Raw genomic sequence first — 24,838 nt, 5'->3', positions numbered from 1 at the left:
TCCGCGCCGAATTTACGTTTTCGAATCGCAAGAGGCTAAAATGATCGTCAATTCCGATCAAACGTCGTTCCTGTTCGGGAAGCTGACATGGGAGTCCATCCCGCTTCACGAGCCCATTCTTGTCGCGACCTTCGCGGCCGTGGCTCTGGGCGGCATCGCCGTCGTCGGCGCCCTTACCTATTTCCGCCTGTGGGGTTATCTCTGGAACGAATGGTTCACGAGCATCGATCACAAGAAGATCGGTATCATGTACATCATTCTGGCGCTGGTCATGCTCTTGCGCGGTTTCGCCGACGCGATCATGATGCGCGTTCAGCAGGCGATCGCGTCGGGCGGATCGGAAGGTTACCTTCCACCCCACCATTACGACCAGATTTTCACGGCCCATGGCGTCATCATGATCTTCTTCATGGCCATGCCGATGATCACGGGTCTCATGAACTTCGTCGTGCCGCTGCAGATCGGCGCCCGCGACGTTTCGTTCCCCTTCCTCAACAATTTCTCCTTCTGGATGACCACGGCCGGCGCGGTCATCACCATGATCTCGTTGTTCATCGGTGAATATGCGCAGACCGGCTGGCTCGCCTATCCGCCGCTTTCCGGTATCGACGGCAGTCCGGGTGTGGGTGTGGACTATTACATCTGGGGTCTGCAGATCGCCGGTGTGGGAACGACGCTATCGGGCATCAACCTGATCGTGACGATCATCAAGATGCGCGCCCCTGGCATGACCATGATGCGCCTGCCGATCTTCGTCTGGACGTCTCTGTGTTCGAACATCCTGATCGTGGCTTCGTTCCCGATCCTGACCGGCACGCTCGCCCTTCTGACCCTTGACCGTTACGTTGGCACCAATTTCTTCACCAACGATCTCGGCGGCAATCCGATGATGTATGTTAACCTCATCTGGATCTGGGGCCATCCCGAAGTTTACATCCTGGTGCTGCCGGCTTTCGGCGTCTTCTCGGAAATCGTTTCGACCTTCTCCAACAAGCGTCTCTTTGGTTATGCCTCGATGGTTTACGCCACGGGCGTCATCACCATCCTCGCTTATATCGTGTGGCTGCACCACTTCTTCACCATGGGTTCCGGCGCAAGCGTCAACGCTTTCTTCGGCATCACCACGATGATCATCTCGATCCCGACGGGTGCGAAGATCTTCAACTGGCTCTTCACCATGTATAAGGGCCGCATCAAGTTCGATGTTCCGATGCTGTGGACGATCGGCTTCATGATCACCTTCGTCATCGGCGGCATGACCGGCGTTCTTCTCGCCGTTCCGCCTGCGGACTTCGTGCTCCACAACTCGCTGTTCCTCATCGCCCACTTCCACAACACCATCATCGGTGGCGTGGTGTTCGGTGTGCTTGCGGGCATCGTCTACTGGTTCCCGAAGGCCTTCGGTTATCGGCTCGATCCGTTCTGGGGCAAGCTGTCCTTCTGGTTCTGGTTCATCGGCTTCTATTTCGCCTTCATGCCGCTCTATATTCTCGGCCTGATGGGCATTACCCGCCGTATCAGCCAGTTCGAGGATAATTCCCTGCAGATCTGGTTCCTCATCGCCGCCTTCGGCGCCTTCCTGATCGCGCTCGGCATCGCCTCCTTCGTCATCCAGCTCATCGTCAGCTTCCTCAATCGCGAAAAGCTGCGCGACGTGACCGGCGACCCCTACAACGGCCGTACGCTGGAATGGTCGACCTCGTCGCCGCCGCCGGCCTACAACTTCGCCTTCACGCCGGTTGTGCATGACGTCGACGCCTGGGCGGACATGAAGAAGCGCGGTTACAACCGTCCCAAGGAAGGCTTCATCCCGATCCATATGCCGAAGAACACCGGCGCAGGCATTATTATCAGCGCCATCAGCGTGGTTCTCGGCTTTGCGTTGGTGTGGCACATCTGGTGGCTTGCGGCTCTGTCCATGCTCGCCATCATCGCGGTCTCCATCGCCCATACCTTCAACTACAATCGCGATTACTACATTCCTGCCTCCGACGTTTCGACGGTCGAGGCGGAACGTACGAAGCTGCTTGCTGAACAGGCGTAACGAATATGGCTCATACACCTGCACAAAGCGTCGACGGCGCTGAACCGGTCTTCTACCTGAAGGAAGACCACCACCCGGAGAACGGCACCTCGCTGGGCTTCTGGCTCTATCTGATGAGCGACTGCCTCATCTTCGCAACGCTGTTTGCCACCTATGCCGTTGTCGGCCGCAACTATGCGGCCGGTCCTTCGGGCGCCGACCTTTTCGATCTGAAGCTGGTGGCGATCAATACCGGCTTCCTGCTTTTCTCCTCCATCACCTATGGCTTCGCCATGCTGGAAATGGAAAAGCAGAAGGTGAAGGCCACGCTGGTCTGGCTCGGCGTCACCGGTCTCTTCGGCCTCGCCTTCCTTGCCGTGGAACTCTACGAATTCCACCACCTGATCGCGGAAGGCGCCGGCCCGCAGCGCTCGGCGTTCCTGTCAGCCTTCTTCGCGCTGGTCGGTACGCACGGACTGCACGTCACCTTCGGCATCATCTGGCTCGTCACGTTGATGGTTCAGGTTACCAAGCATGGCCTGATCGCGGCAAACAAACGCCGCCTGATGTGCCTGTCGATGTTCTGGCACTTCCTTGACGTCATCTGGATCGGCGTCTTCTCCTTCGTTTATCTCATGGGAGTTCTTTGATGAGTTCCGAAGCACACGCACACCACGACGCGCATGGCGACGACCATCATCACCATGATGGCGCCAGCCACGGCACGTTCAAAAGCTATATGATCGGCTTCGTCCTGTCGGTCATCCTCACGGCGATCCCGTTCTGGCTGGTCATGGGCGACGTTCTTGAAAACAAGACGCTGCTGGTCATCGCGATCATGGGTCTCGGCGTCATCCAGATCTTCGTGCATATGATCTACTTCCTGCACATGGACACCAAGTCCGAAGGCGGCTGGACCTTCATGGCGCTGATCTTCACCGTCGTGGTGCTGCTGATCACGCTCTCCGGCTCGCTCTGGGTCATGTACAACATGAACAAGAACATGATGCCGCTGCACATCGAGGATGTGAAGAACCTGCCCTGAGCAGCAGATATCAGCGGCCTGCCGGTTTTCCGGCGGGCCGCGTTCCGCGCCAACACATAACCCCATGAATCCCGGTGCGATTTATGGGGTTATTTGCTGGAGGAAGCCCCCGGTGGACGCCAAAGCAGATGGCCTTTCCCGCCAGCCGCGCTTCGCAAGGACCGTGACATGAGTGACACCACACCCCACAACCGGCGTATCCGCCCCGCCGCGATCATCGTTCTGTTTCTGACCGTTGTCCTGACGGGTCTGCTGCTGGTGCTCGGCACATGGCAGGTCAAACGCCTTTCCTGGAAGCTCGATCTTATCGAGCGCGTCGAAGCCCGCGCCGATGCCGACCCCGTCGATGCCCCTGCCGCCGGCGAATGGCCAGCACTCAACGACCCCGCGGGATACGAATATCGCCGTGTGAAACTGTCCGGCACCTTCCTCAATGACAGGGAGGTTCAGGTCTATACGGTCACAGACCTCGGTCCCGGCTATTGGGTGATGACGCCGCTCAAGCGCGACGATGGCTCCAGCATCATCGTCAATCGAGGCTTCGTGCCGTCCGACAGGCGTGACCCGTCCTCCCGCCGGGAAGGCGAACCAGCCGGCAACGTCGAGATCACCGGGCTGATGCGCGCGCCCGAAACCGGCGGGCTTTTCCTGCGCACCAACGATCCGGCAAATGGCCGCTGGTATTCCCGCAATATTCCTCAGATTTCGCAGGCATCCGGCCTTTCCGATGTCGCGCCGTTCTATGTCGACGCCGACGCAACACCCAATCCGGACGGCCTGCCGGTCGGCGGCAAGACCATGCTCACCTTCCCCAACAACCACCTCTCCTATGCCGTTACGTGGTATATTCTGGCGGCCATGGTGGTGGCCGCGGGCTGGTATGTCCTGCGCAATCTCAACGCTCCCAAACCGAAACGGGGCGAGGATTGAACGGCCGGTTTTACCGGATGGTTCATAAAAGCACTTCCTTCTTCACGTTTTGCTGATCTATAACGACAGTTCGGCCTGACATTGCCCGTCGGCGCATTTTGTTTCGGTGAGTTATGGCAAGAGCATTTCTTCTCGTTCTGGATTCCTTCGGTGTCGGCGGTGCACCCGATGCGGAACACTATGGCGATCTTGGCGCGAACACGCTTGGCCATATCGCGGAATTCTGTGCCGCAGGCGCTGCCGACAAAGCCGGGCTTCGCTCCGGTCCGCTGAAACTGCCGAACATGTGTTCGCTCGGCCTGCTGGAGATCGCGAAACAGGCAAGCGGCGACATTCCCGCGGGCATGGAACCGCCTGAGCGTATTTTCGGTCTTCACGGTTCCGCCAGTGAAATCTCCAAAGGCAAGGATACGCCTTCCGGCCATTGGGAGATCGCCGGCACGCCGGTAACGTTCGATTGGGGATATTTCCCGACGGAGGGCGACGCCTTTTCTCCCGATCTGGTGGAGGCCATTTGCGGGCAAGCCGATATTCCCGGCATTCTCGGCAATTGTCATGCTTCCGGCACAGAGATCATCGCGAAGCTCGGCGAGGAGCATATCAGGAGCGGCAAGCCGATCTGCTACACCTCTTCCGATTCCGTATTCCAGATAGCCGCGCATGAAACACATTTCGGGTTGCAGCGGCTCATCGCGCTCTGCGAGACGGTGCGCAAGCTGCTAGATCCGCTGAATATCGGCCGCGTCATCGCCCGCCCCTTCATCGGCGAAACGGTCGCAACCTTCGAACGCACCGGCAACCGCCGCGATTTTTCCGTTCTGCCACCGGAACCGACCCTGCTCGACAGGCTTGTGGAGGCCGGCCGCAAGGTGCACGCGATCGGCAAGATCGGCGATATCTATGCCCATCAGGGTATCTCGCGCGTCATCAAGGCAAATGGCAACAGCGCCCTGATGGACGCAACGTTGCAGGCCATCGACGAAGCTGAAAACGGCGATCTCGTCTTCACCAATTTCGTCGATTTCGACATGCTTTACGGCCATCGTCGCGACGTTGCAGGTTATGCGGCGGCGCTTGAGGCCTTCGATGCGCGCATCCCCGAAATCCATCGCAAGATGGCGCCTGGCGATATCGCCCTTCTCACCGCTGATCACGGCTGCGACCCCACATGGCGGGGCACCGACCATACGCGGGAAAGGGTGCCGATCATGGCATTCGGACCGGGTATCCGTTCCCGTGATGTCGGCATCCGTTCAAGCTACGCCGATATCGGCGAAAGCATCGCCCACCATCTTGGCATCGAGGCCGGTTCACACGGCAGGAGCTTCATTTGACATCCCATTTGCTGAAAGCGGAAATCCACTGCCATCTTGAAGGGGCGGCATCGCCCGCGCTTGTCGCACGACAGGCGGAGAAATACGGCATAGACACCAGCGGCTTTTTGCGCGATGGCCAATATGTCTGGTCGGATTTCGCCGAATTTATCCAGTGCTACGATGCGGTGGCGCAGGTGTTCAAGACGGACGAAGACTACGCGGTTCTGACGGAAACCTATCTGACTGAACTTGCCGAGGCCAACACGATCTATAGTGAACTGATCGTCTCGCCCGACCATGGTGACCGCATCGGGCTCGGTGCAGACGCCTATCTCGCCGGCATTGCCGAGGGCATCAGGATCGCCAAAGAAAAGACCGGCATCGAGACCCGCATCATCGTCACCGGCGAGCGCCACTTCGGTCCTGAACGGGTGATCGCAGCGGCGGAATATGCAGCACGCGCCCGGCATCCACTGGTGACCGGCTTCAACATGGCGGGCGAGGAGCGCATGGGTCGGGTCGCCGATTATGCGCGCGCCTTCGATATCGCCCGCGATGCGGGTCTCGGGCTGACCATTCACGCGGGCGAGGTTTGCGGCCCTGAAAGCGTTGCCGATGCGCTCGATCTCGTCAAACCAGCCCGCATCGGCCATGGCGTGCGCGCCATCGAAGATGCCGGCCTCATCGCCCGGCTGGTCGAGACGGGAACGGTTCTGGAGGTCTGCCCCGGATCGAACATCGCACTCGACGTTTATCCCGATTTCGGCAGCCATCCACTCAAGGCGTTGCACGACGCGGGGGTGCGCGTCTGCATCAGTTCCGACGATCCGCCATTTTTCTTCACCTCGCTTGCACGGGAATACGCGCTGGCCGCGGACGAGTTCGGTTTCAGCGATGCCGAGATCAACCGCATGACCCGAACCGCGCTGGAATGCGCCTTCGTGGACGAGGAAACGCGCAACCAGCTGCTCGCAAAACTCGATTTTGCGTGACGCTGCGGTTCGCGGGGTAAAACCGCGAAGAAGGCTTGCGAAAAGCGCACTTTCGGTGAATGACAAGGACACAAGATAAAAAAGGAAGGCCAGTTTCATGGACGGCGTCACAGTCATCGAACATCCGCTGGTGCGGCACAAACTTACCATCATGCGCAAGAAAGAAACCTCGACGGCCGGCTTCCGCCGCCTGCTCAGGGAAATCTCGACGCTGCTCTGCTATGAAGTGACGCGCGACCTTGAAATGACGATGGAAACCATCGATACGCCGCTCGAAACCATCGAGGCTCCGGTGCTGGAGGGCAAGAAGCTGGTTTTCGCCTCCATCCTGCGCGCCGGCAACGGCTTGCTGGAAGGCATGCTGGAACTCGTGCCTTCGGCGCGTGTTGCCCATATCGGTGTGTATCGCGATCACGATACGCTGGAGGCCGTCGAATATTACTTCAAGGCCCCCGAAAGTCTCGATGCGCGCCTTATCATCGTTGTCGATCCGATGCTGGCAACCGGAAACTCCTCGATTGCCGCCGTGGAAAAGCTGAAGGAACGTGGTGCGAAGAACATTCGCTTCCTGTGTCTGCTGGCCGCCCCCGAGGGCATCAAGAATTTCCGTGAAGCGCATCCCGATGTGCCGATCTACACCGCCGCAATCGACAAGCAGCTGAACGAAAAGGGTTACATCGTTCCTGGCCTCGGCGATGCCGGCGACCGCATGTACGGCACCAAGTAATACCGTTCATCATTGCTTAACCGCTTGAGCCATTCGCCGCACGCAACGCGGCGGATGGCTTTTTCTTTTAAGATTTCAGCATATTTTGCGCCTATGCTGCATGTGGATAAACCTTGCGATTAGGAGCAATCACTTGCTGGCGCGTGCGATTTTTCTGCTTGTCGGTCTTTCGGTCAGCGCCACGCAGATCCCGGCGCTGATGGAAAAATTTCAGCCACGCCCGGAAACCGGCGCGGCAAAATCCGATGCCACCACCGAACTTGCCAAACCGCAGCCGGTGTCGCTGGGCAGCGTCAGTCTGAAGGCGGATGCGCGCGGTCATTTCAATGCCACCTTCCGTATCAACGGCAAATCTTTCGACGGGCTTGTCGACACAGGCGCCTCCACGGTCGCCATCAACGAAACGATCGCCCGGCGGCTCGGTTTCGGCGTCAACAGCCTCGATTTCAAATATCCGATCTCGACCGCCAACGGCCAGACCATGGCGGCCTATGTGAAGCTCGACCGGGTGGAAATCGGCACGATCCGTGTCCAGAATGTCGATGCCATGGTGCTCAAAGACAATGCGCTGAGCAACATGCTGATCGGCATGAGCTTTTTGAAGCAATTGTCGTCATTCAAGGTGTCGAACGGCGAAATGCGGCTGGTCAGATAATCCGCTCAAGAACCACGTTGCCGGTCTCTGTCGCAGAGTCGCCAATCCCGTAACAGGCCGCAATCCTTTCGGCGGCGCGTTCCGCTTCTTCTTTCGAAGCCGCGTGGACGAGGGCGATAGGTTCGCCCTTTTCTACTTTTGTGCCGAGCGGCAGGATGTCCGAAATACCGACCGCAGCGTCGATGGTATCCGACGGTTTTCTTCTGCCGCCGCCAAGCTCGACAACGACCATACCGAGATCGCGCGTCGCACAGGATGCGAGCCAGCCGCTGCGCGGAGCCGGAACAGGGAGAGTGGCCGGTGCGGATGGCAGGTAATGGGACGGGCGTTCAACGAAATCCGAAGGCCCGCCGAGTGCCGAAACCATCCGCGCAAAGACCTCCATGGCCCTGCCGGAGGAAAGAGCGGCCACAGCGAGCGCCTCGCCTTCATCCAGCGTAATAGCGCTTCCGGCGTGCACCAGCATTTCAGCAGCGAAGGCGAGCACGACCTGTTCGAGACGGGTACCCACCTTGCGGCCAGCCAGAAAATCCAGGCAATTGACGATTTCGACCGCATTACCCGCGGCATCGCCAAGCGGCTGGTTCATGTCGGTTATCAGAGCCGTCGTCGGCAGGCCCGCGCCATTCGCCACATCGACCAGCGTGCGGGCGAGATTGCGGGCATCCTCCACGCTCTGCATGAAAGCACCGTTACCGACCTTCACATCCAGAACCAGCGTCTGCAGCCCGGCTGCAAGCTTCTTCGACAGGATGGAGGCGGTGATCAGCGGTATGGAATCCACCGTCGCGGTCACGTCGCGGATGGCATAGAGGCGCTTGTCGGCGGGGGCGAGATCGCCCGTCTGGCCGATGATGGCGCAGCCGACCGTTTTCACCGTCTGGCGAAACAGCGCCTCGTCCGGCATGACGTTATAACCGGGGATCGCCTCCAGCTTGTCGAGCGTGCCGCCGGTATGGCCGAGACCCCTGCCGGAGATCATAGGCACGGCGAGACCGCAGGCGGCAACGATGGGAGCAAGCATCAGGGAGACATTGTCGCCGACACCGCCGGTCGAGTGCTTGTCCGCCACCGGCCTGCCGATATCGCTCCAGGACAGAACATCGCCGCTGTCGCGCATGGCGAGCGTCAGCGCCACCATCTCGTCCCGGTTCATGCCGCGGAAAAACACAGCCATGGCAAAGGCCGCCGCCTGGCCTTCCGATATGCCGTCTTTCGAAAGCGCGCTTATGAAAGCGGCGATCTCCTGCGGTTCCAGAGACAGGCCATCACGTTTGCGGCGGATGATTTCCTGCGGGATCAAGCTCAATACCCGCTGGCAGCCTTGGCCGGCTCACCGCCGGCCAGCACGTTCAATACGTCGTCGAGGACGCCGGAAGCGCCGAAACGGAAGGTGGACGGCATGGCCCAGTTGGGCGCCATGATGGTTTCCGCCAGCCGCAGATAAAGCGTGGCGTCTTCCACCGTACCGATGCCGCCAGCGGGCTTGAAGCCAACCTTTTGCCTGCTGTCGCGGATCGCCTGCAACATGATGTCGGCCGCTTCCAGCGTGGCGTTGATCGCGACCTTGCCGGTAGAGGTCTTGATGAAATCGGCCCCCTCGGCAATGGTGATCTCGGAAGCGCGACGGATCAGCGCCTTGTCCTTCAGCTCACCGGTTTCAAGAATGACCTTGAGAAGCACGGGTGCTGCGCAGGCCTTACGCACAGCGGCCACCATGGTGGAAACCGCCGATTCATCGCCTGCTATGAATTTGCGATAGGGAATGACCAGATCGATTTCGTCGGCGCCGTCGCGGATCGCGGCCTCGGTTTCCGCGACCACGTTTGCGACGTCGAGGTCACCCGAAGGAAAGTTGACGACCGTGGCGATGCGGATCGCGTGGTCCTTTCCGAACGCCGCACGCGCCTGAGCGACGAAGCGGGGCCAGATGCAGATCGCCGCCGTATTGCCATATTCCGTATGCGCCCTCTGGCACAAAGCAGCAATCTGCTCAGGCGTGCAGTCTTCCTTGAGGTTTGTCAGGTCCAGCAAGGACAGTGTCAGGGCAGCCGCTTCGCGCGGACGCTGGAGTTCCATGGTCACGCTCCTCCTGCGATCATTTCCTTCAGAATGGCGGCAAGCCTCTTGCCACCCACGGGAGCCATATCCTTGGTTTCTTCATGGCTCAGTTCCGCGCCGGTCATGCCGGCACCGTAATTGGTAATAACCGATGCGGCGGCAACACGCATCCCGAAAAAGCGAGCAAGGATGACTTCCGGCACGGTGGACATGCCGACGGCATCCGCTCCCAGCAGCCGCGCCATACGGATTTCCGCGGGCGTTTCAAAGCTCGGGCCGGAAAACCACATATAGACACCACCGAACAAAGGCACCGTCGCGCGGATCGCGGCATTGCGCATGGCAAGCATCAGATCAGGATCGTAAGCTGTCGTCATACCGACGAAGCGTCGGTCGCTTTCCTCGCCGATCAACGGGTTCATGCCGGAATAGTTGATGTGATCGGTGATCTGCATGACCGAGCCGGGCGGCATATCCTGCCTTACCGAACCCGCCGAATTGGTGAGGATGAGTGACTGCACGCCGAGACCAGCCAGCGCCCCGATGATCGCACGCATGGCGGAGGGATCGCCCTTTTCGTAATAATGCACCCGGCCGGAGAGCATCATGACCGGTTCACCACCGAGATAACCGGCCACCAGCTCGCCCGCATGGCCAGAGACGCCACTTGCGGGAAAACCAGGGAGTTCGGCATAGGGCACCCGGATCGGATCGCTGACCTCTTCCACCAGAGAACCCAGACCCGAGCCGAGGACGATGGCCACGCGCGGCATCAGGCCGTTCAAGCGCTCCACCAGAATATCGATCAGCATATCCGGCATCAGGGCAGCTCTGTCTTGAAGCTGAAGGGCAAAAGCTCTTCCATGGTCATGACCTTCTGGACGCCGGTTTCGTCGCACAGATAGACTTTCGTCTCCGGCGTGGCGAATTCGGCGATCTTCTGCCGGCATCCGCCGCAGGGAGGGCAGAGAGCAAGCTTTTCGGCGATGACGGCGATTTCGCTGATCTTTTTTGCCCCACCCATGATCATGGCGCTGATGGCGGAAGGTTCGGCGCACCAGCCCTGCGGGAAGGAAAGGTTCTCGATATTGGCGCCCTTGTAGATCTTGCCGTCTTCGGCGCGGATTGCTGCACCAACCGGGAATTTCGAATAGGGCGCGTGGGCAAAGGCCATTGCCTCCACCGCTGCCTCGAACAGGGCATGGGATTGGGTATCGGAGGACATAAGCTTAACGCTCCTTCGCATAGGCAACGCCACCGGCCTTTGGTGGCTTGGCGACGCCGATGAAACCGGCAAGCAGGATGCAGGTCAGAATATAGGGCATGGCCTGGAATATCTGCACCGGCACCTCGCCGATGCCGGGCACGGATTTGCCCTGCATGAAGTTGGCAAAGGCATCCAGAAAACCGAACAGCAGGCAGGCGAACATGACCGGCACCGGCTTCCATTTTGCAAAGATCAGCGCCGCCAGCGCGATATAGCCCTTGCCCGCCGACATGTTGGCAATGAAGGCCGCCGATTGCGCAACGGCGAGATAGGCGCCCGAAAAACCACAAAGGAAACCGGCAACGATAACGGCGCGGTAGCGCATCCACGTCACCGAAATGCCTGCCGTATCGACGGCACCCGGATTTTCACCGACAGCGCGCAGACGCAGGCCGAAACGGGTGCGATAAAGCACCCACCAGGACAGCGGCACCGCCAGAAAGGCGAGATAGGTGAGGATGTTATTGCCGGAGATTACGTTAGCGTAGAGCGGGCCGATGAAAGGCACCTCCCGCATCGTATCCGCACCGGGCAAGATGATCGGGGCAAAACGGCCCTCACCCGGCAATTGCGGCGTGCGGCCGCCCTGCCCGAACCAGGCCTGCCCCAGAACCACGGTCAGACCGGCAGCAATGAAGTTCAACGCCACGCCCGATACGATCTGGTTGCCGCGATTGGTGATGACAGCGAAACCATGGATCAGCGAGAACAGGATGGAGACGGCAATGCCGGCCAGCAGACCGGCCCAGGGATTTGCGGTGATATAGGCAACACAGGCGGACGCGAAGGCCGCCGCCAGCATCTTGCCTTCAAGGCCGATATCGAACACGCCGGCGCGTTCGGAAAAAAGCCCGGCAAGCGCGGTGAAGAGCAGCGGGATGGTGAGACGGACGGTCGAGCCGAGGATGCTGACCATCATATCGAAGAAATCCATATCAGCTCACCCCTTTGCCAAGCGCTGGTAGATGTGGACGATCGCCGGCCGGTACATATATTCCAGCGCGCCAGCGAAGAGGATCACCAGACCCTGAATGACCACGATCATTTCGCGGGTAATGTTAGGCATTTCGAAGGAAAGATCCGCGCCGCCCTGATAGAGAATGCCGAACAGCAATGCCGCGAAGATGATGCCGAGCGGGTGGCTTCGCCCCATCAGCGACACGGCGATGCCGACGAAACCTGCGCCACCGACGAATTCCACCTGCAGGCGGGCGGAAGCGCCCATGACAGGGTTCAGCGCCATCATTCCCGCCAGACCACCAGAAATGAGCATGGCGATGATGACGGTGCGCGCATAGGGAATGCCGGCATAAACGGCCGCTGAAGGGCTGACGCCGAGCGTGCGCATCTCGTACCCGAGCTTGGTGCGCCAGATCAGCACCCAGACGAGGAAACACATGACCAGCGCGATGATGAAGGAGACGTTGAACGGCGCCGGCCCGAGCTTGAGGCCGAACAGCGCCATCAGCCAGTCCAGCTTCGGCAATTGGCCACCGGCCAAGAAGGTGCGCGTTTCCGGGGCCATCTTGCCTGGCACGATCAGCACATTCACCAGCAGATAGACCATCAAGGCCGCGGCGATGAAGTTGAACATGATGGTGGTGATGACGACGTGGCTGCCGCGTTTTGCCTGCAGCCATGCCGGAATGAAAGCCCAGGCCGCGCCGAAAAGTGCAGCACCGATGACGGCGAAGGGCATCGTCACATACCAGGGCACATAACGGTCGAGCGCAAGCGCCACCAGTGCGGCACCCAGCCCGCCAATATAGGCCTGACCTTCGGAGCCGATATTGAACAGGCCGGCATGGAAAGCGACCGCAACGGAGAGGCCGGTGAAGATGAAGCTCGTCGTGTAAAACAGCGTGAAGCCGATGGCGTCGCCACGACCGAGGGCGCCTTCGACGAGCAGGCGAAGTGCCGCCAGCGGATTTTCACCGATGGACCAGACGACGAGGCCGGAAATCAGAAAGGCGGTGACGACGTTCAGCAGCGGCAGCAGGCCGTAGCTGATCCAGTTTGGCAGGGGGGTGGAAGCGGTGCTCATTCATGCCTCATGCGGCGATGCCGGCCATCATCAGGCCCAGCGTCTGTTCTTCGGCTTCCGCCGTTTTTTCTCCAACGACACGCCCGGCGAACATGACCATGATCCGGTCCGAAAGGGAACGGATTTCATCGAGTTCGACCGAAACAAGCAGGATAGCCTTGCCGGCATCGCGCATTTCAATGATGCGGCGATGGATGAATTCGATGGCGCCGATATCCACGCCGCGGGTCGGCTGGCCGATGATCAGCATCTTGGGGTCACGTTCGATTTCGCGGGCGACAACGATCTTCTGCTGGTTGCCGCCGGAAAAATTGGCGGTCTTCAGCTGCGGGTTCGGCGGACGGATATCGTATTTCTCGATTTTTTCGACCGCATCCTTGCGGATGGCTTCGGGGTTGAGGAACGGTCCCTTGCCGTAACGCTCATCGTGGTGATAGCCGAGGATGGAGTTTTCATATTCCTCGAATTTCAGCACCAGCCCCATATGGTGTCGGTCTTCCGGAATATGCGCGAGACCGAGCTCGCGCAAAATGGCCGGATCAGGACGGTCGACCTTCTGCCCGGCCACCCATATCTCACCCGAGTAAGGCTTGCGGATGCCGGCGATCGCCTCAAGGAGTTCGGACTGGCCATTGCCGGCCACACCGGCGATACCGACGATTTCACCGGCGCGGACATCGAGAGAGACATCATCCACCATGGTGACGCCACGGCTGTCCTTGACGGTGAGATTGCGGATGGAGAGGAGAACTTCGCCCGGCGTCGTCTCGCCCTTTTCCACCCTGAGCAGCACCCGGCGGCCGACCATCAGCTCGGCCAGTTCCTCGACGCTGGTTTCGGAAGTCTTGCGGGTCGCCACCATTTCGCCACGGCGCATGACGGAGACGGAATCCGTGATCGCCATGATCTCGCGCAGCTTGTGGGTTATCAGGATGACGGTCTTGCCCTGCTCTCGCAAGACACCCAAAATCTTGAAAAGGTGATCGGCCTCAGCCGGTGTGAGAACGCCGGTCGGCTCGTCGAGGATCAGGATTTCGGCGCCACGATACATGGCTTTGAGGATTTCGACGCGCTGCTGCAGGCCAACGGGCAATTCCTCGATCACCGCATCGGGATCGACTTCCAGCCCGTAATCGTCCTCGAGGCGCTGCAACTCCTTGCGCGCCGCCGCCCGACCCTTGGCGAGCGATGCGCCGCCTTCTGCGCCCAGCATGACGTTTTCCAGCACGGTGAAATTTTCCACCAGCATGAAGTGCTGATGCACCATGCCGATGCCTGAATTGATCGCGGCCTGACTGTCGCGGATCGAGACCGGCGCGCCATTCACCCGGATTTCACCGGCGTCGGCCTGGTAAAAACCGTAGAGGATCGACATCAGGGTCGATTTTCCGGCGCCGTTTTCCCCGATGATGCCGTGGATCGTTCCCTTGGCAACGGTCAGATTGATATTCTTGTTGGCGTGAACGGCACCGAATTTCTTATCGATGCCCACGAGTTCGATTGCTGGGTCCATACTCAAACCGAAACCTCTCCGAAGGCTGGATATGAAAAGGGCGCAAGATGAAAAATCATCATGCGCCCCAGTCACATATCATATCATTTCGGGCAGGAATTGTCCGCCATATAGTCATGAACCTTGACGTTGCCGGCAATGATGTCGGCCTTTGCCTTGTCCACGGCGGCGGTCATTTCCGGTGTGATCAGGGCCTTGTTGTTGTCGTCAACAGCGTAAGCGACGCCGTCTTCCTTGACGCCCAGCGCAACGATGCCGGGGGTGAACTTGTCGTCCTTGGCATCCTTGTAGGCATTGTAGACAGCCAGATCGACGCGCTTGACCATCGAGGTCAGAACCGAACCGGGATGCAGATGGTTCTGGTTGGAATCGACGCCGATCGAGAACTTCTTGTTGTCGGCGGCGGTCTGCAACACGCCGATACCGGTCGCACCAGCTGCCGCGTAGATCACGTCAGCACCCTGGTCGATCTGGTTCTTGGTGAGTTCACCACCGCGCACCGGATCGTTCCAGGCAGCACCCGTGGTGCCGGTCATGTTCTGGAAGACTTCGATCTTGTCGTTCGCGGCCTTGGCGCCCTGCGCATAACCACAGGCAAACTTGCGGATCAGCGGAATATCCATGCCGCCGATGAAGCCGACCTTACCGGTCTTGGAGGCCATGCCAGCCAGCAGACCAACGAGATAGGAGCCTTCGTGCTCCTTGTAGACAACGGAGCGTACATTCGGCAGCTCGACGACGGAATCAACGATGACGAACTTGGTATCGGGGAATTCGGCTGCAACCTTTTCCATGGCCGACGTCCAGGCGAAGGACACGGCAACAACCGGGTTAAAGCCCTTGCTGGCGAAGTTGCGGATAGCCTGCTCACCCTGCGTATCGCTGGTCGGTTCAAAATCGCGGAACTCGATGCCCGTTTCCGCCTTGAACTTTTCAGCGCCAGCCGCGGCGGCTTCGTTGAACGACTTGTCGAACTTGCCGCCCGTACCATAAACCAATGCCGGCTTGATATCGGCAGCAAGCGCGGAAGCCGACATGGCGGCAAGCGCAAAAAGCGTCAGAAGGGATTTTTTCATTGTGCAGCCCTGTTGTTGCAATTGATATTTTAAGGGTCCTCCCGCAAACCCGTTGACCGGGAATGTCTGCGGAACCGCCAGCCGTTATCCCGGCTGTGCTTGGCTCATATCCTTGCATGGCTCAATGAAAAATTCATCCGGTTTTTTTGACCCGGTGGAAAAACTTTATTCTGGCGCTTTTTTGGTCTTTCCACCGCGCGACCTGCAAAAAATCTAGTCGATATTGCAGCTTACGCCCGTTCCCCTGAGGCCGCAGTAGCCACCCGGGTTCTTGGCAAGATATTGCTGATGATAGTCTTCAGCGTAATAAAACTTTTCAAGCGGCCCGATCTCGGTGGTGATGGTACTGCCATGGCCAGCCTCCTCCAAAGCCTGTTGAAAAGCATCGCGGGCCTTCTGCGCCTGCTGCAACTGGCCTTCCGTCGTCGCGTAGATGGCGGAACGATAGGTCGTGCCGACATCATTGCCCTGACGCATCCCCTGAGTGGGATCGTGCTCCTCAAAAAATATCTTCAAGAGGCCCGAGAGCGAGATCACCGCCGGATCATAGACAACCTTGACCACTTCGGCGTGGCCCGTCTGGCCTGTCGTCGTCTCCTGATAGGTGGGATTGCGGGTGAAACCGCCGGCATACCCCACCGCCGTCACCCACACACCAGGCGTTTTCCAGAACAGCCGTTCCGCGCCCCAGAAGCAGCCCATGCCGAGATAGATGGTTTCAAGGCCGTCGGGATAAGGCCCCTTCAAAGGCCGGCCATTGACGAAATGGGCCTCCGGAACCGCAAGCGCCGCTTCACGGCCAGGCAAGGCGGTTTCTTGCGTCGGCATCGTCGTCTTTTTTGAAAGCGTATCGAACAGGAACATTCGGTCCTCCATGCGGCCAGCTCCGCCGCTTTTCATGGTTCACATCTGCGGGCGCGCGCAATTCGGCTGACACAAGTCAGGCTGACAAACGCCTCATCGGCCTGTGTTTCCTGTACCCCGCCATCCAGCAGAGCAGGGAAAGCGCCAGGGAAACGGCAAATGCGGGCACCGCCGTCAGGGCATTTTCAATGAAGCGCCACGCTTCAGGGTGAATATAGTGAGCCAAGGCCGCTTCCACCATGGTGCGGGAAGCAGGAAGAAGATAGTTCCAGACGGACAGGATGCCGGTGATGTCGACCGAGGATGTGGAAACCGAGCGGATCGAATCGAGCACGCCCAGAAAAACCGCCGCAACGAGGAAAAGAAAGCTCAAAAACCGCAAAAAAGCTTTCATTGGTATACCTCGCTCACGATCTGCCGGTCAGACAGCCACTTTTTGAAACCTATAATGCATCGATAAAGGTGGGAAAACCGGTTTGCAATCGCGTCGGAACACAGGAAATTGCCGACATTTCAAAAAACTGTCAGATTCGTGTTGATCCCTGCGAATTCATCGGTATATATCGCGCCGTTCCAGTGATTTGCATTCTTCATGACATGCAGACTTGAAAAAGGACAGGTGGCCGAGTGGTTTAAGGCGCACGCCTGGAACGCGTGTGTGCGTGAAAGCGTACCGTGGGTTCGAATCCCACCCTGTCCGCCATTTCACCTCATCTTCACCGACTTACATATGAACCTTGGTGTTGCCGACCGTGTTGCAAGGACGTAGCGTCAAAGTCGCGTTTTTCCGCTTCCGCATGCGTTGATGGCTATGCTTCTGCACAGACAAGGGATTCATCCGCTTTTTGCTGCTCTTACCCCTCTCTTGCGCCTTGCAGCAGGAAAAATCGCTCCTTATATACGCCGCATAACTGCAGCGAATACTGCAAATCCAAGTCAAGGAGTTGTCAATGGAATGCCTCACGGGGTTCCGACGGCTCGCTTCAAGGAGAGAAGAGCATGGCAAAAGTAATCGGTATCGACCTTGGCACGACCAATTCCTGCGTCGCAGTGATGGACGGCAAGGACACGAAAGTAATTGAAAATGCGGAAGGCGCGCGCACCACGCCGTCCATGGTGGCATTTTCCGACGATGGCGAACGCCTTGTCGGCCAGCCGGCCAAGCGCCAGGCGGTCACCAACCCGACCAATACCCTGTTTGCGGTGAAACGCCTTATCGGCCGCCGTTACGAAGACCCGACCGTCGAAAAGGACAAGGCTCTTGTCCCCTTTGAAATCGTCAAGGGCGACAATGGCGACGCATGGGTGAAGGCTCAGGACAAAAATTATTCCCCGTCGCAGATTTCCGCGATGATCCTTCAGAAGATGAAGGAAACGGCTGAATCCTATCTCGGTGAAAAGGTCGAAAAGGCCGTCATCACCGTTCCGGCCTATTTTAACGACGCCCAGCGTCAGGCAACCAAGGATGCCGGCCGCATTGCCGGTCTGGATGTTCTGCGCATCATCAACGAGCCGACCGCGGCAGCGCTTGCTTACGGCCTCGACAAGAAGGACGGCAAGACCATCGCCGTTTACGACCTTGGCGGCGGCACCTTCGATATTTCCGTTCTGGAAATCGGCGACGGCGTTTTCGAAGTGAAGTCCACCAATGGTGATACCTTCCTTGGCGGTGAAGACTTCGACATGCGTCTGGTCGAATATCTGGCCGGCGAGTTCAAGAAGGATCAGGGCATCGACCTGAAGAACGACAAGCTTGCCCTGCAGCGCCTCAAGGAAGCTGCCGAAAAGGCGAAGATCGAACTGTCGTCCTCGCAGCAGACCGAAATCAACCTGCCGTTCATCACGGCTGATGCTTCCGGTCCGAAGCACCTGACGCTGAAGCTGACCCGCGCCAAGTTCGAAAGCCTGGTGGACGATCTGGTGCAGCGCACCGTCGCCCCTTGCAAGGCTGCCCTCAAGGATGCCGGCGTTACCGCTGCCGAGATCGATGAAGTCGTTCTCGTTGGTGGCATGAGCCGCATGCCGAAGGTACAGGAAGTCGTCAAGCAGCTGTTCGGCAAGGAGCCGCACAAGGGCGTGAACCCTGATGAAGTGGTTGCCATGGGCGCCGCCATTCAGGCCGGCGTTCTGCAGGGCGACGTCAAGGACGTTCTGCTTCTCGACGTGACCCCGCTGTCGCTCGGCATCGAAACGCTGGGTGGCGTCTTCACCCGTCTGATCGATCGCAACACGACGATCCCGACGAAGAAGAGCCAGACCTTCTCGACCGCCGAAGACAACCAGTCGGCCGTGACCATCCGCGTTTCGCAGGGCGAGCGTGAAATGGCCCAGGACAACAAGCTGCTCGGCCAGTTCGACCTCGTCGGCCTGCCACCGTCGCCGCGCGGCGTTCCGCAGATCGAAGTCACCTTCGATATCGACGCCAACGGCATCGTGCAGGTTTCGGCGAAAGACAAGGGCACCGGCAAGGAACAGCAGATCCGCATCCAGGCCTCCGGCGGTCTTTCCGACGCCGACATCGAAAAGATGGTCAAGGACGCCGAAGCCAATGCCGAAGCCGACAAGAAGCGTCGCGCCGGTGTGGAAGCCAAAAACCAGGCCGAAAGCCTCATTCACTCCACCGAAAAGTCGGTGAAGGAATATGGTGACAAGGTTTCCGAGACCGACCGCAAGGCAATCGAAGACGCCATAGCCGCCCTGAAGACCGCTGTCGAAGCCGCCGAGCCTGACGCAGACGACATTCAGGCGAAGACCCAGACCCTCATGGAAGTTTCCATGAAGCTTGGTCAGGCCATTTACGAAGCGCAGCAGGCGGAGGCCGGTGATGCTTCTGAAGGCGGCAAGGACGACGTCGTCGACGCCGACTATGAAGAAATCAAGGACGACAAGAAGTCCGCATAATCGCGTGACTTCCCGTCTCCTGACAACATATGCAAGACATCCGGCTGCCGAGTGCAGCCGGAAATCCATTTGCGGGGCTTGTTAACTTAATGGCGAAAGCAGACTTTTACGAAACACTCGGCGTCAGCAAGACCGCGGACGAAAAAGAGCTGAAAAGCGCCTTCCGCAAACTCGCGATGAAGTACCATCCGGACAAGAATCCTGATGATGCCGATTCCGAACGGAAATTCAAAGAAATCAACGAAGCCTACGAAACGCTGAAGGACCCGCAGAAGCGCGCGGCCTATGACCGTTTCGGCCACGCCGCATTTGAAAATGGCGGCATGGGCGGCGGTGGCGGCTTTGGCGGCGGCGGTTTCGCCAATGGCGGCTTCTCCGACATCTTCGAGGACATCTTCGGCGAGATGATGGGTGGTGGCCGTGCGCGCCGCTCTTCCGGCGGGCGCGAACGCGGCGCCGATCTTCGCTACAACATGGAAATCACGCTGGAAGAAGCCTTCACCGGCAAGACGGCGCAGATCAGGGTTCCTACCTCGATCACCTGTGATGTCTGTTCGGGCTCTGGCGCCAAACCAGGTACACAGCCGAAGACCTGCGCTACCTGTCAGGGTTCCGGCCGCGTGCGCGCAGCACAGGGCTTCTTCTCGGTGGAACGCACCTGCCCCACCTGCCATGGCCGCGGGCAGACGATCTCCGATCCGTGCGGCAAGTGCCATGGTCAGGGCCGTGTAACGGAAGAGCGCTCGCTCTCGGTCAACATTCCCTCGGGTATCGAAGACGGCACCCGCATTCGCCTGCAGGGCGAAGGCGAGGCCGGCATGCGCGGCGGTCCGGCGGGCGATCTCTATATCTTCCTGTCCGTGCGTCCGCATGAGTTCTTCCAGCGCGACGGTGCCGATCTTTATTGCACCGTACCGATCTCCATGACGACGGCAGCGCTTGGCGGCACCTTCGATGTCACGACACTCGACGGCACCAAGTCACGCGTCACGGTTCCCGAGGGCACCCAGCCGGGCAAGCAATTCCGTCTGAAGGGCAAGGGCATGCCGGTGCTGCGTTCGGCGCAGACGGGCGATCTCTATATCCAGATTCAGATCGAGACGCCGCAGAAACTCAGCAAGCGTCAGCGCGAGCTGTTGCAGGAGTTCGAGCAGCTCTCCTCGAAGGAGAACAATCCGGAATCGACGGGCTTCTTTGCCCGGATGAAGGAATTCTTCGACGGCTGATTTCCGCCGGTCCCAAGCTTTTAGGACGCCGCCATCCCTTGAGACTGGCGGCGTTTTCGTTTTGGGCTCAGCCGGAAAAGCCGCCTTCTTCCAGATATTGCCGTTCTTCTGATGTCGTTTCCCGCAGCAATATGTCGTTGCGATGCGGAAAACGGCCGAAACGTTCAACGATATCGCGATGCTCTTCGGCATGATGAAGATAAAGCCCGCCGAGCGGCTGGTTCAGGTCGCAGGCACGCCGCTGGGCGGCGATATCCTCCGCATGGGAAAAGGGCAGGTAGAAGAAGACGCGCAAATCCTCGCTCACGGCCTGATCATGGCCACGGCGAATGGCCTCGTCGGCGAAAAGCCGCGCCAGGGGGTCTGTGGCATACATGTGGGCGGTGCCACGAAAACAATTGCGCGGAAACTGATCCAGCAGAAGCATCAGCGCAAGGCTGCTTTCCGCACCCTCCAGCCAGTCATCCAGTTCGCGCCGTGCTGCCGCGAAATGGGTATCGCGGAAACGGTCGTGGAAATGACTGTCGAAGGCGGCATCCTTGTCGAACCACTTGTCTGGCCCGGCCTTCTTCCAGAAATCGACGATATCGGCGGCAAGCGCGGCTGTGTCGTTTTTCATCTGCTCTTCCCTGTCAATAATGCGGTGGCCGGGTGATCGCAGGCGCGTCCAGCGATTGCTCCTCAAGGCTCAGGAACCTCTCCGTCAAGCGGTCGAGCTTGGCGCGGGTCTGCTCCACCACCTTCCACTGTTCCGCCAGCTGGTCGGACAGTTCCTCTATCACCTTCACCTGATGCGCGACCGTCTCCTCGAGCGCGATGATCCGTTTTTCGGTTTCCGACGTCATATCGACCTCTCTTTCCAGCCCTTCCTTGGGCCTAAAAGCTTGCGAGTCAACCATATGTCGCTTTCGTGAAGCGAATTCGTCATGGTGATCCGGAAACGGAAAAAGCCGGCGATGTTTCCATCGCCGGCGTCGGGAAGTTTGATATTGCTTAGTCTTCTTCTACGAAAACCTCTTCTCGTTTCTTCTTCACGCTTGGCAGGAAGACGACGATCAGCACGGCCAAAGCGATGAAAAGCAGTGTGGCGCTGATCGGCCGGGTGACGAAGGTGGTTGGATCACCGCGGGACAGGATCATCGCGCGACGCAGGTTTTCCTCCAGGAGCGGGCCAAGCACGAAACCGAGGAGCAGCGGCGCCGGCTCGCAGCGCAATTTCACCAGCACGTAGCCGATGAAGCCGAAGAAGGCGACGGCATAGAGATCAAAGACGTTGGAATTGACGCTATAAACCCCGATGGCGCAGAAAGCCATGATGATGGGGAACAGCACGTAATAGGGCACCGTCAATAGCTTAACCCACAGCCCGATCAGGGGCAGGTTCAGGACAACGAGCATCAGGTTACCGATCCACATGGAGGCAATGATGCCCCAGAACAGCGCCGGCTGCTCGATTGCAACGTTTGGACCCGGCACGATCCCCTGAATGATCATCGCCCCAATCATCAGCGCCATCACCGGATTGGCGGGGATGCCGAGCGTGAGCAGCGGGATGAAGGAGGTCTGGGCGCCGGCATTATTGGCCGATTCCGGACCGGCCACACCGGCCACCGCGCCATGCCCGAATTCCTCCGGGTTCTTGGAGACGCGTTTTTCCACCGTGTAGGACGCAAAGGCCGCGAGGATGGCGCCGCCGCCCGGCAGGATGCCGAGCGCGGAACCGATGGCCGTGCCGCGTAGCACCGGGCCGACCATTTTCCGGAAATCCTCCCGCGTGGGCATCAGCCCGCTGACCTTGGCGATCAGCACCGAACGGGTGCGCTCGTTTTCGAGGTTGCGCAGGATTTCGGCGATACCGAAGACACCCACAGCCACGGCGACGAAGTTCAGACCATCGGCATATTCGCGGATGCCAAGGGTGAAGCGCGGCGTACCGCTGTAGATATCCGTGCCGACCAGACCGAGCAGCAGACCAAGCACGACCATGGCCAGCGCCTTGACGATGGAGCCATGGGCAAGGGCGATGGACGAAACGAGGCCGACGACCATCAGTGAGAAATATTCCGCCGCACCAAACTCCAGCGCAATTGCGGTCAGAGGCGGCGCAAAGATCGCGACGAGGAAGGTGGAAACCGTGCCGGCAAAGAACGAACCGATGGCGGCAATGGCGAGAGCAGCCCCTGCCTTGCCCTTGCGCGCCATCTGATAACCATCGATGGCGGTGACGGCAGAGGAGGATTCGCCGGGCATGTTGATCAGGATGGCCGTGGTGGAACCGCCATATTGCGCGCCATAATAAATGCCGGCGAGCATGATCAGCGACGAGACGGGCTCGAGCTGAAAGGTGATGGGCAGCAGCATGGCAATGGTCGCCGTCGCGCCGATGCCGGGCAACACGCCGATCAGGGTGCCGAGCAACACGCCGATCAGGCAGAAGAACAGGTTTGCCAGCGATGAGGCGGTGACGAAACCGAGAGCAAGATTATCAAGCAAATCCATCGCAGCACCTCAAAATTTAAGCCAGGGGCCGAAGCGCTGGAACGGCAGGCCGAGACCGTAATTGAAAACAGCGACGGAGAAGGCCGTGATGGCTGCGGAAAGAATAATCGCCATGATCGGACTCATCTTGTGCGAGGCAAACGAGGCGATGAGCGCGCTAAAAAACAGCGCCGGCACGAAACCAAGACCCCGGACAGTAAAACCGAAGAAGATCGGCGCGGGCAGGATGAAGAATATGCCACGCCATGCGATCGCTCCGATCCCTTCCCCGGCCGGGCGGGCTGAGCGGAGGAATATGATGCCACCGAGCAGAATGAGGATAATTGCCAGAACGAGCGGGAAATAGCCCGGCCCCATACGAAAGGCGGTTCCGATCTCCAGCCCATAGGACTGCAAGGCGAAAAAGACGCCAAGTCCCATAAAAATTGCCCCGCAGACTGCCTCGGCAGGGTCATTAAATAATGACTTCATGAAAGATGCCCCTCCACCGCGGCCGGCATCACACCGGTCCGCCTGTTAAAATGATCACGGTCGACCGGCGGCGATGCCGCCGGTCCTTCCGCGTTCATCAGTCGGCATATTGGCCGGCAGCTTCGATCACCGGCTTCCAGCGGGCGATTTCGCTTTCGAGCTTGGCCTTGAGTGCCGCCGGCGTCGCATCGCTTTCCGAAGAGGGCGTGGTGCCCAGTTCTGCAAAACGAGCCGCGACATTCTTGTCCTTCAGCGCGACCTGCAGCGACTTGGAGAGCTTTTCGTTGATTTCAGCCGGCGTGCCCTTGGGCGTATAGATGCCGTGCCAGATGCCAACCTCAAGCTTCGGCAGGCCCGCCTCGACGACCGTCGGCACGTCAGGCAGCACGTCCAGCCGCTTGGCCGTGGTTACGGCATAGGCTTTCACGGTTCCGCCCTGAATCTGCTTGGTGGTGTTGGTGGTCTGGTCGCACATGATGTCGACCTGGCCGCCGAGCAGATCGGTCATGGCCGGCCCAGTCCCCTTATAGGGAACGGTGACCAGTGGCGTCTCGATGGCGCTCATGAACAGCATGCCGCAGAGATGCGAGGCAGCGCCAATGCCGGCATTGGCAACCGTGACCTTGTCCTTGTTCGCCTTGGCGTATTCGATCAGACCCTTCAGATCCTTCGTCTCAAGGGTCTTGCGCGACAGGATCGTCATCGGCACTTCGGTGACGAGACCAACATATTCGAAGGCGTTCAGCGTGTCATAGGCGAGCTTGCGGTAGAGCGTGGCGCTGGTGGCCATGCCGATATGGTGGAGAAGGACGGTGTAACCGTCCGGATCGGACGATGCCACACGACCAGCACCCAGCGTGCCGCCTGCGCCGCCGACATTTTCGACGATGATCTGCTGACCGAGATCCTTGGACATGGATTCAGCAACAAGACGCGCGACCGTATCCGTTGGGCCGCCGGCTGCAAAGGGCACGACCATGGTGATGTTGCGCTCTGGATAGTTCTGAGCGGATGCGGACAGCGCAAAAAGGGAAACGGCAGCGGCGGCAGCAAGGCCGGTGACTGTCTTCAGTATTTTCATCGATTCCTCCCGGATGAAAATGTTCGCCACTTCAGCCGCGCATGCTCCTCCATGGCGACCGGGGTGACATATTTGCGATCCGGGATTGCCGTTCAGCAATGGCGGTCTTGCAGTGGGATGCGCTTTTATCGCTATCGCGAGAGGCAA

At 59.2% G+C, this 24,838-nt stretch carries 25 protein-coding genes and 1 tRNA gene; 11 read left to right on the top strand and 15 right to left on the bottom strand.

Annotation, left to right across the window (positions count from 1 at the left end; genetic code table 11):
* Window positions 1-40: 40 nt before the first annotated feature.
* The 8 genes from cyoB (at window position 41) to V6S97_RS08885 (ending at window position 7,688) form a co-directional block, all read left to right on the top strand.
* Window positions 41-2,044, top strand: coding sequence for a cytochrome o ubiquinol oxidase subunit I (gene cyoB, locus V6S97_RS08920; RefSeq protein WP_060722734.1), 2,004 nt, complete (start codon window positions 41-43; stop codon window positions 2,042-2,044).
* A gap of 5 nt (window positions 2,045-2,049) precedes the next feature.
* Complete coding sequence (cyoC, locus tag V6S97_RS08915; protein ID WP_060727117.1) at window positions 2,050-2,673, top strand: cytochrome o ubiquinol oxidase subunit III; 624 nt, start codon at window positions 2,050-2,052, stop codon at window positions 2,671-2,673.
* Window positions 2,673-3,068 carry a cytochrome o ubiquinol oxidase subunit IV gene (gene cyoD / locus V6S97_RS08910; RefSeq protein ID WP_003514416.1) on the top strand — a complete coding sequence of 132 codons (396 nt, stop codon included), beginning with the start codon at window positions 2,673-2,675 and terminating at the stop codon, window positions 3,066-3,068. The genes cyoC and cyoD overlap by 1 nt, the downstream gene beginning before the upstream one ends.
* 168 nt (window positions 3,069-3,236) lie before the next feature.
* Window positions 3,237-3,998, top strand: coding sequence for an SURF1 family protein (locus V6S97_RS08905; RefSeq protein WP_334426617.1), 762 nt, complete (start codon window positions 3,237-3,239; stop codon window positions 3,996-3,998).
* 113 nt (window positions 3,999-4,111) lie between these two features.
* Complete coding sequence (locus V6S97_RS08900; protein WP_099085759.1) at window positions 4,112-5,332, top strand: phosphopentomutase; 1,221 nt, start codon at window positions 4,112-4,114, stop codon at window positions 5,330-5,332.
* Window positions 5,329-6,306 (top strand): adenosine deaminase, encoded by a 978-nt coding sequence (locus V6S97_RS08895; protein WP_060722730.1) that lies wholly within the window; start codon window positions 5,329-5,331, stop codon window positions 6,304-6,306. Before V6S97_RS08900 ends, V6S97_RS08895 begins: the two co-directional genes overlap by 4 nt.
* Window positions 6,307-6,403: 97 nt before the next feature.
* On the top strand, window positions 6,404-7,033 hold the full coding sequence (upp, locus tag V6S97_RS08890; protein ID WP_003493096.1) for a uracil phosphoribosyltransferase: 630 nt from the start codon (window positions 6,404-6,406) through the stop codon (window positions 7,031-7,033).
* Window positions 7,034-7,166: 133 nt separating this feature from the next.
* A complete protein-coding gene (locus tag V6S97_RS08885; protein WP_162687137.1) occupies window positions 7,167-7,688 on the top strand; it encodes a TIGR02281 family clan AA aspartic protease in 522 nt (173 codons plus the stop codon).
* Here V6S97_RS08885 and deoA read toward each other — a convergent pair.
* The 10 genes from deoA to V6S97_RS08835 all read right to left on the bottom strand — a co-directional run bounded on the left by deoA (window position 7,681) and on the right by V6S97_RS08835 (window position 16,907).
* A complete protein-coding gene (deoA, locus tag V6S97_RS08880) occupies window positions 7,681-8,997 on the bottom strand; it encodes a thymidine phosphorylase (RefSeq protein ID WP_334426613.1) in 1,317 nt (438 codons plus the stop codon). The two genes, V6S97_RS08885 and deoA, sit on opposite strands and share 8 nt — an antisense overlap.
* The gene (gene deoC, locus V6S97_RS08875; RefSeq protein WP_003507245.1) at window positions 8,994-9,767 is read right to left on the bottom strand and encodes a deoxyribose-phosphate aldolase; all 774 of its coding nucleotides are present in this window, start codon (window positions 9,765-9,767) and stop codon (window positions 8,994-8,996) included. The genes deoA and deoC overlap by 4 nt, the downstream gene beginning before the upstream one ends.
* 2 nt (window positions 9,768-9,769) lie before the next feature.
* Entirely contained in the window at window positions 9,770-10,570 is an 801-nt protein-coding gene (locus tag V6S97_RS08870) for a purine-nucleoside phosphorylase (RefSeq protein WP_003507243.1), read from the bottom strand.
* Window positions 10,570-10,974, bottom strand: coding sequence for a cytidine deaminase (locus V6S97_RS08865; protein ID WP_003507241.1), 405 nt, complete (start codon window positions 10,972-10,974; stop codon window positions 10,570-10,572). The genes V6S97_RS08870 and V6S97_RS08865 overlap by 1 nt, the downstream gene beginning before the upstream one ends.
* Before the next feature lie 4 nt (window positions 10,975-10,978).
* On the bottom strand, window positions 10,979-11,950 hold the full coding sequence (locus V6S97_RS08860; protein ID WP_003507239.1) for an ABC transporter permease: 972 nt from the start codon (window positions 11,948-11,950) through the stop codon (window positions 10,979-10,981).
* 6 nt (window positions 11,951-11,956) lie between these two features.
* Window positions 11,957-13,060, bottom strand: coding sequence for an ABC transporter permease (locus V6S97_RS08855; protein WP_003507236.1), 1,104 nt, complete (start codon window positions 13,058-13,060; stop codon window positions 11,957-11,959).
* 7 nt (window positions 13,061-13,067) lie between these two features.
* Window positions 13,068-14,573, bottom strand: a complete 1,506-nt coding sequence (locus V6S97_RS08850; RefSeq protein ID WP_111794266.1) for an ABC transporter ATP-binding protein — start codon at window positions 14,571-14,573, stop codon at window positions 13,068-13,070.
* An 83-nt stretch (window positions 14,574-14,656) separates the two neighbouring features.
* Window positions 14,657-15,649: a BMP family lipoprotein gene (locus tag V6S97_RS08845; protein WP_099085763.1), complete on the bottom strand. Its 993-nt coding sequence runs from the start codon at window positions 15,647-15,649 to the stop codon at window positions 14,657-14,659.
* Window positions 15,650-15,862: 213 nt separating this feature from the next.
* Window positions 15,863-16,513: a peptide-methionine (S)-S-oxide reductase MsrA gene (gene msrA / locus V6S97_RS08840; RefSeq protein ID WP_087743158.1), complete on the bottom strand. Its 651-nt coding sequence runs from the start codon at window positions 16,511-16,513 to the stop codon at window positions 15,863-15,865.
* Between the two features lie 76 nt (window positions 16,514-16,589).
* Window positions 16,590-16,907, bottom strand: a complete 318-nt coding sequence (locus V6S97_RS08835; protein ID WP_060722723.1) for a hypothetical protein — start codon at window positions 16,905-16,907, stop codon at window positions 16,590-16,592.
* Window positions 16,908-17,126: 219 nt separating this feature from the next.
* On the opposite strand from V6S97_RS08835, the gene V6S97_RS08830 reads away from it, so the two are divergent.
* From V6S97_RS08830 to dnaJ, 3 genes are all read left to right on the top strand, one after another.
* Window positions 17,127-17,216 (top strand) — tRNA-Ser (locus V6S97_RS08830).
* Between the two features lie 296 nt (window positions 17,217-17,512).
* Entirely contained in the window at window positions 17,513-19,414 is a 1,902-nt protein-coding gene (gene dnaK / locus V6S97_RS08825; protein ID WP_080865696.1) for a molecular chaperone DnaK, read from the top strand.
* 89 nt (window positions 19,415-19,503) lie between these two features.
* Complete coding sequence (gene dnaJ, locus V6S97_RS08820) at window positions 19,504-20,640, top strand: molecular chaperone DnaJ (RefSeq protein WP_004439156.1); 1,137 nt, start codon at window positions 19,504-19,506, stop codon at window positions 20,638-20,640.
* A gap of 67 nt (window positions 20,641-20,707) precedes the next feature.
* On the opposite strand, the gene V6S97_RS08815 is transcribed toward dnaJ, so the two are convergent.
* The 5 genes from V6S97_RS08815 to V6S97_RS08795 form a co-directional block, all read right to left on the bottom strand.
* Entirely contained in the window at window positions 20,708-21,259 is a 552-nt protein-coding gene (locus tag V6S97_RS08815; RefSeq protein ID WP_080865694.1) for a DUF924 family protein, read from the bottom strand.
* A 13-nt stretch (window positions 21,260-21,272) separates the two neighbouring features.
* Entirely contained in the window at window positions 21,273-21,485 is a 213-nt protein-coding gene (locus V6S97_RS08810) for a SlyX family protein (protein WP_035213112.1), read from the bottom strand.
* 148 nt (window positions 21,486-21,633) lie between these two features.
* Window positions 21,634-23,139: a tripartite tricarboxylate transporter permease gene (locus V6S97_RS08805; RefSeq protein ID WP_003507211.1), complete on the bottom strand. Its 1,506-nt coding sequence runs from the start codon at window positions 23,137-23,139 to the stop codon at window positions 21,634-21,636.
* A gap of 9 nt (window positions 23,140-23,148) precedes the next feature.
* Window positions 23,149-23,610 (bottom strand): tripartite tricarboxylate transporter TctB family protein, encoded by a 462-nt coding sequence (locus V6S97_RS08800; protein ID WP_035213079.1) that lies wholly within the window; start codon window positions 23,608-23,610, stop codon window positions 23,149-23,151.
* A 97-nt stretch (window positions 23,611-23,707) separates the two neighbouring features.
* On the bottom strand, window positions 23,708-24,691 hold the full coding sequence (locus V6S97_RS08795) for a tripartite tricarboxylate transporter substrate-binding protein (protein ID WP_060723017.1): 984 nt from the start codon (window positions 24,689-24,691) through the stop codon (window positions 23,708-23,710).
* Between the last annotated feature and the right edge of the window lie 147 nt (window positions 24,692-24,838).

Source organism: Agrobacterium sp. CCNWLW155, assembly GCF_036888815.1.
GTDB classification, from domain to species: Bacteria; Pseudomonadota; Alphaproteobacteria; order Rhizobiales; family Rhizobiaceae; genus Agrobacterium; species Agrobacterium radiobacter.
This window is presented reverse-complemented; position numbering and strand designations above follow the sequence as displayed.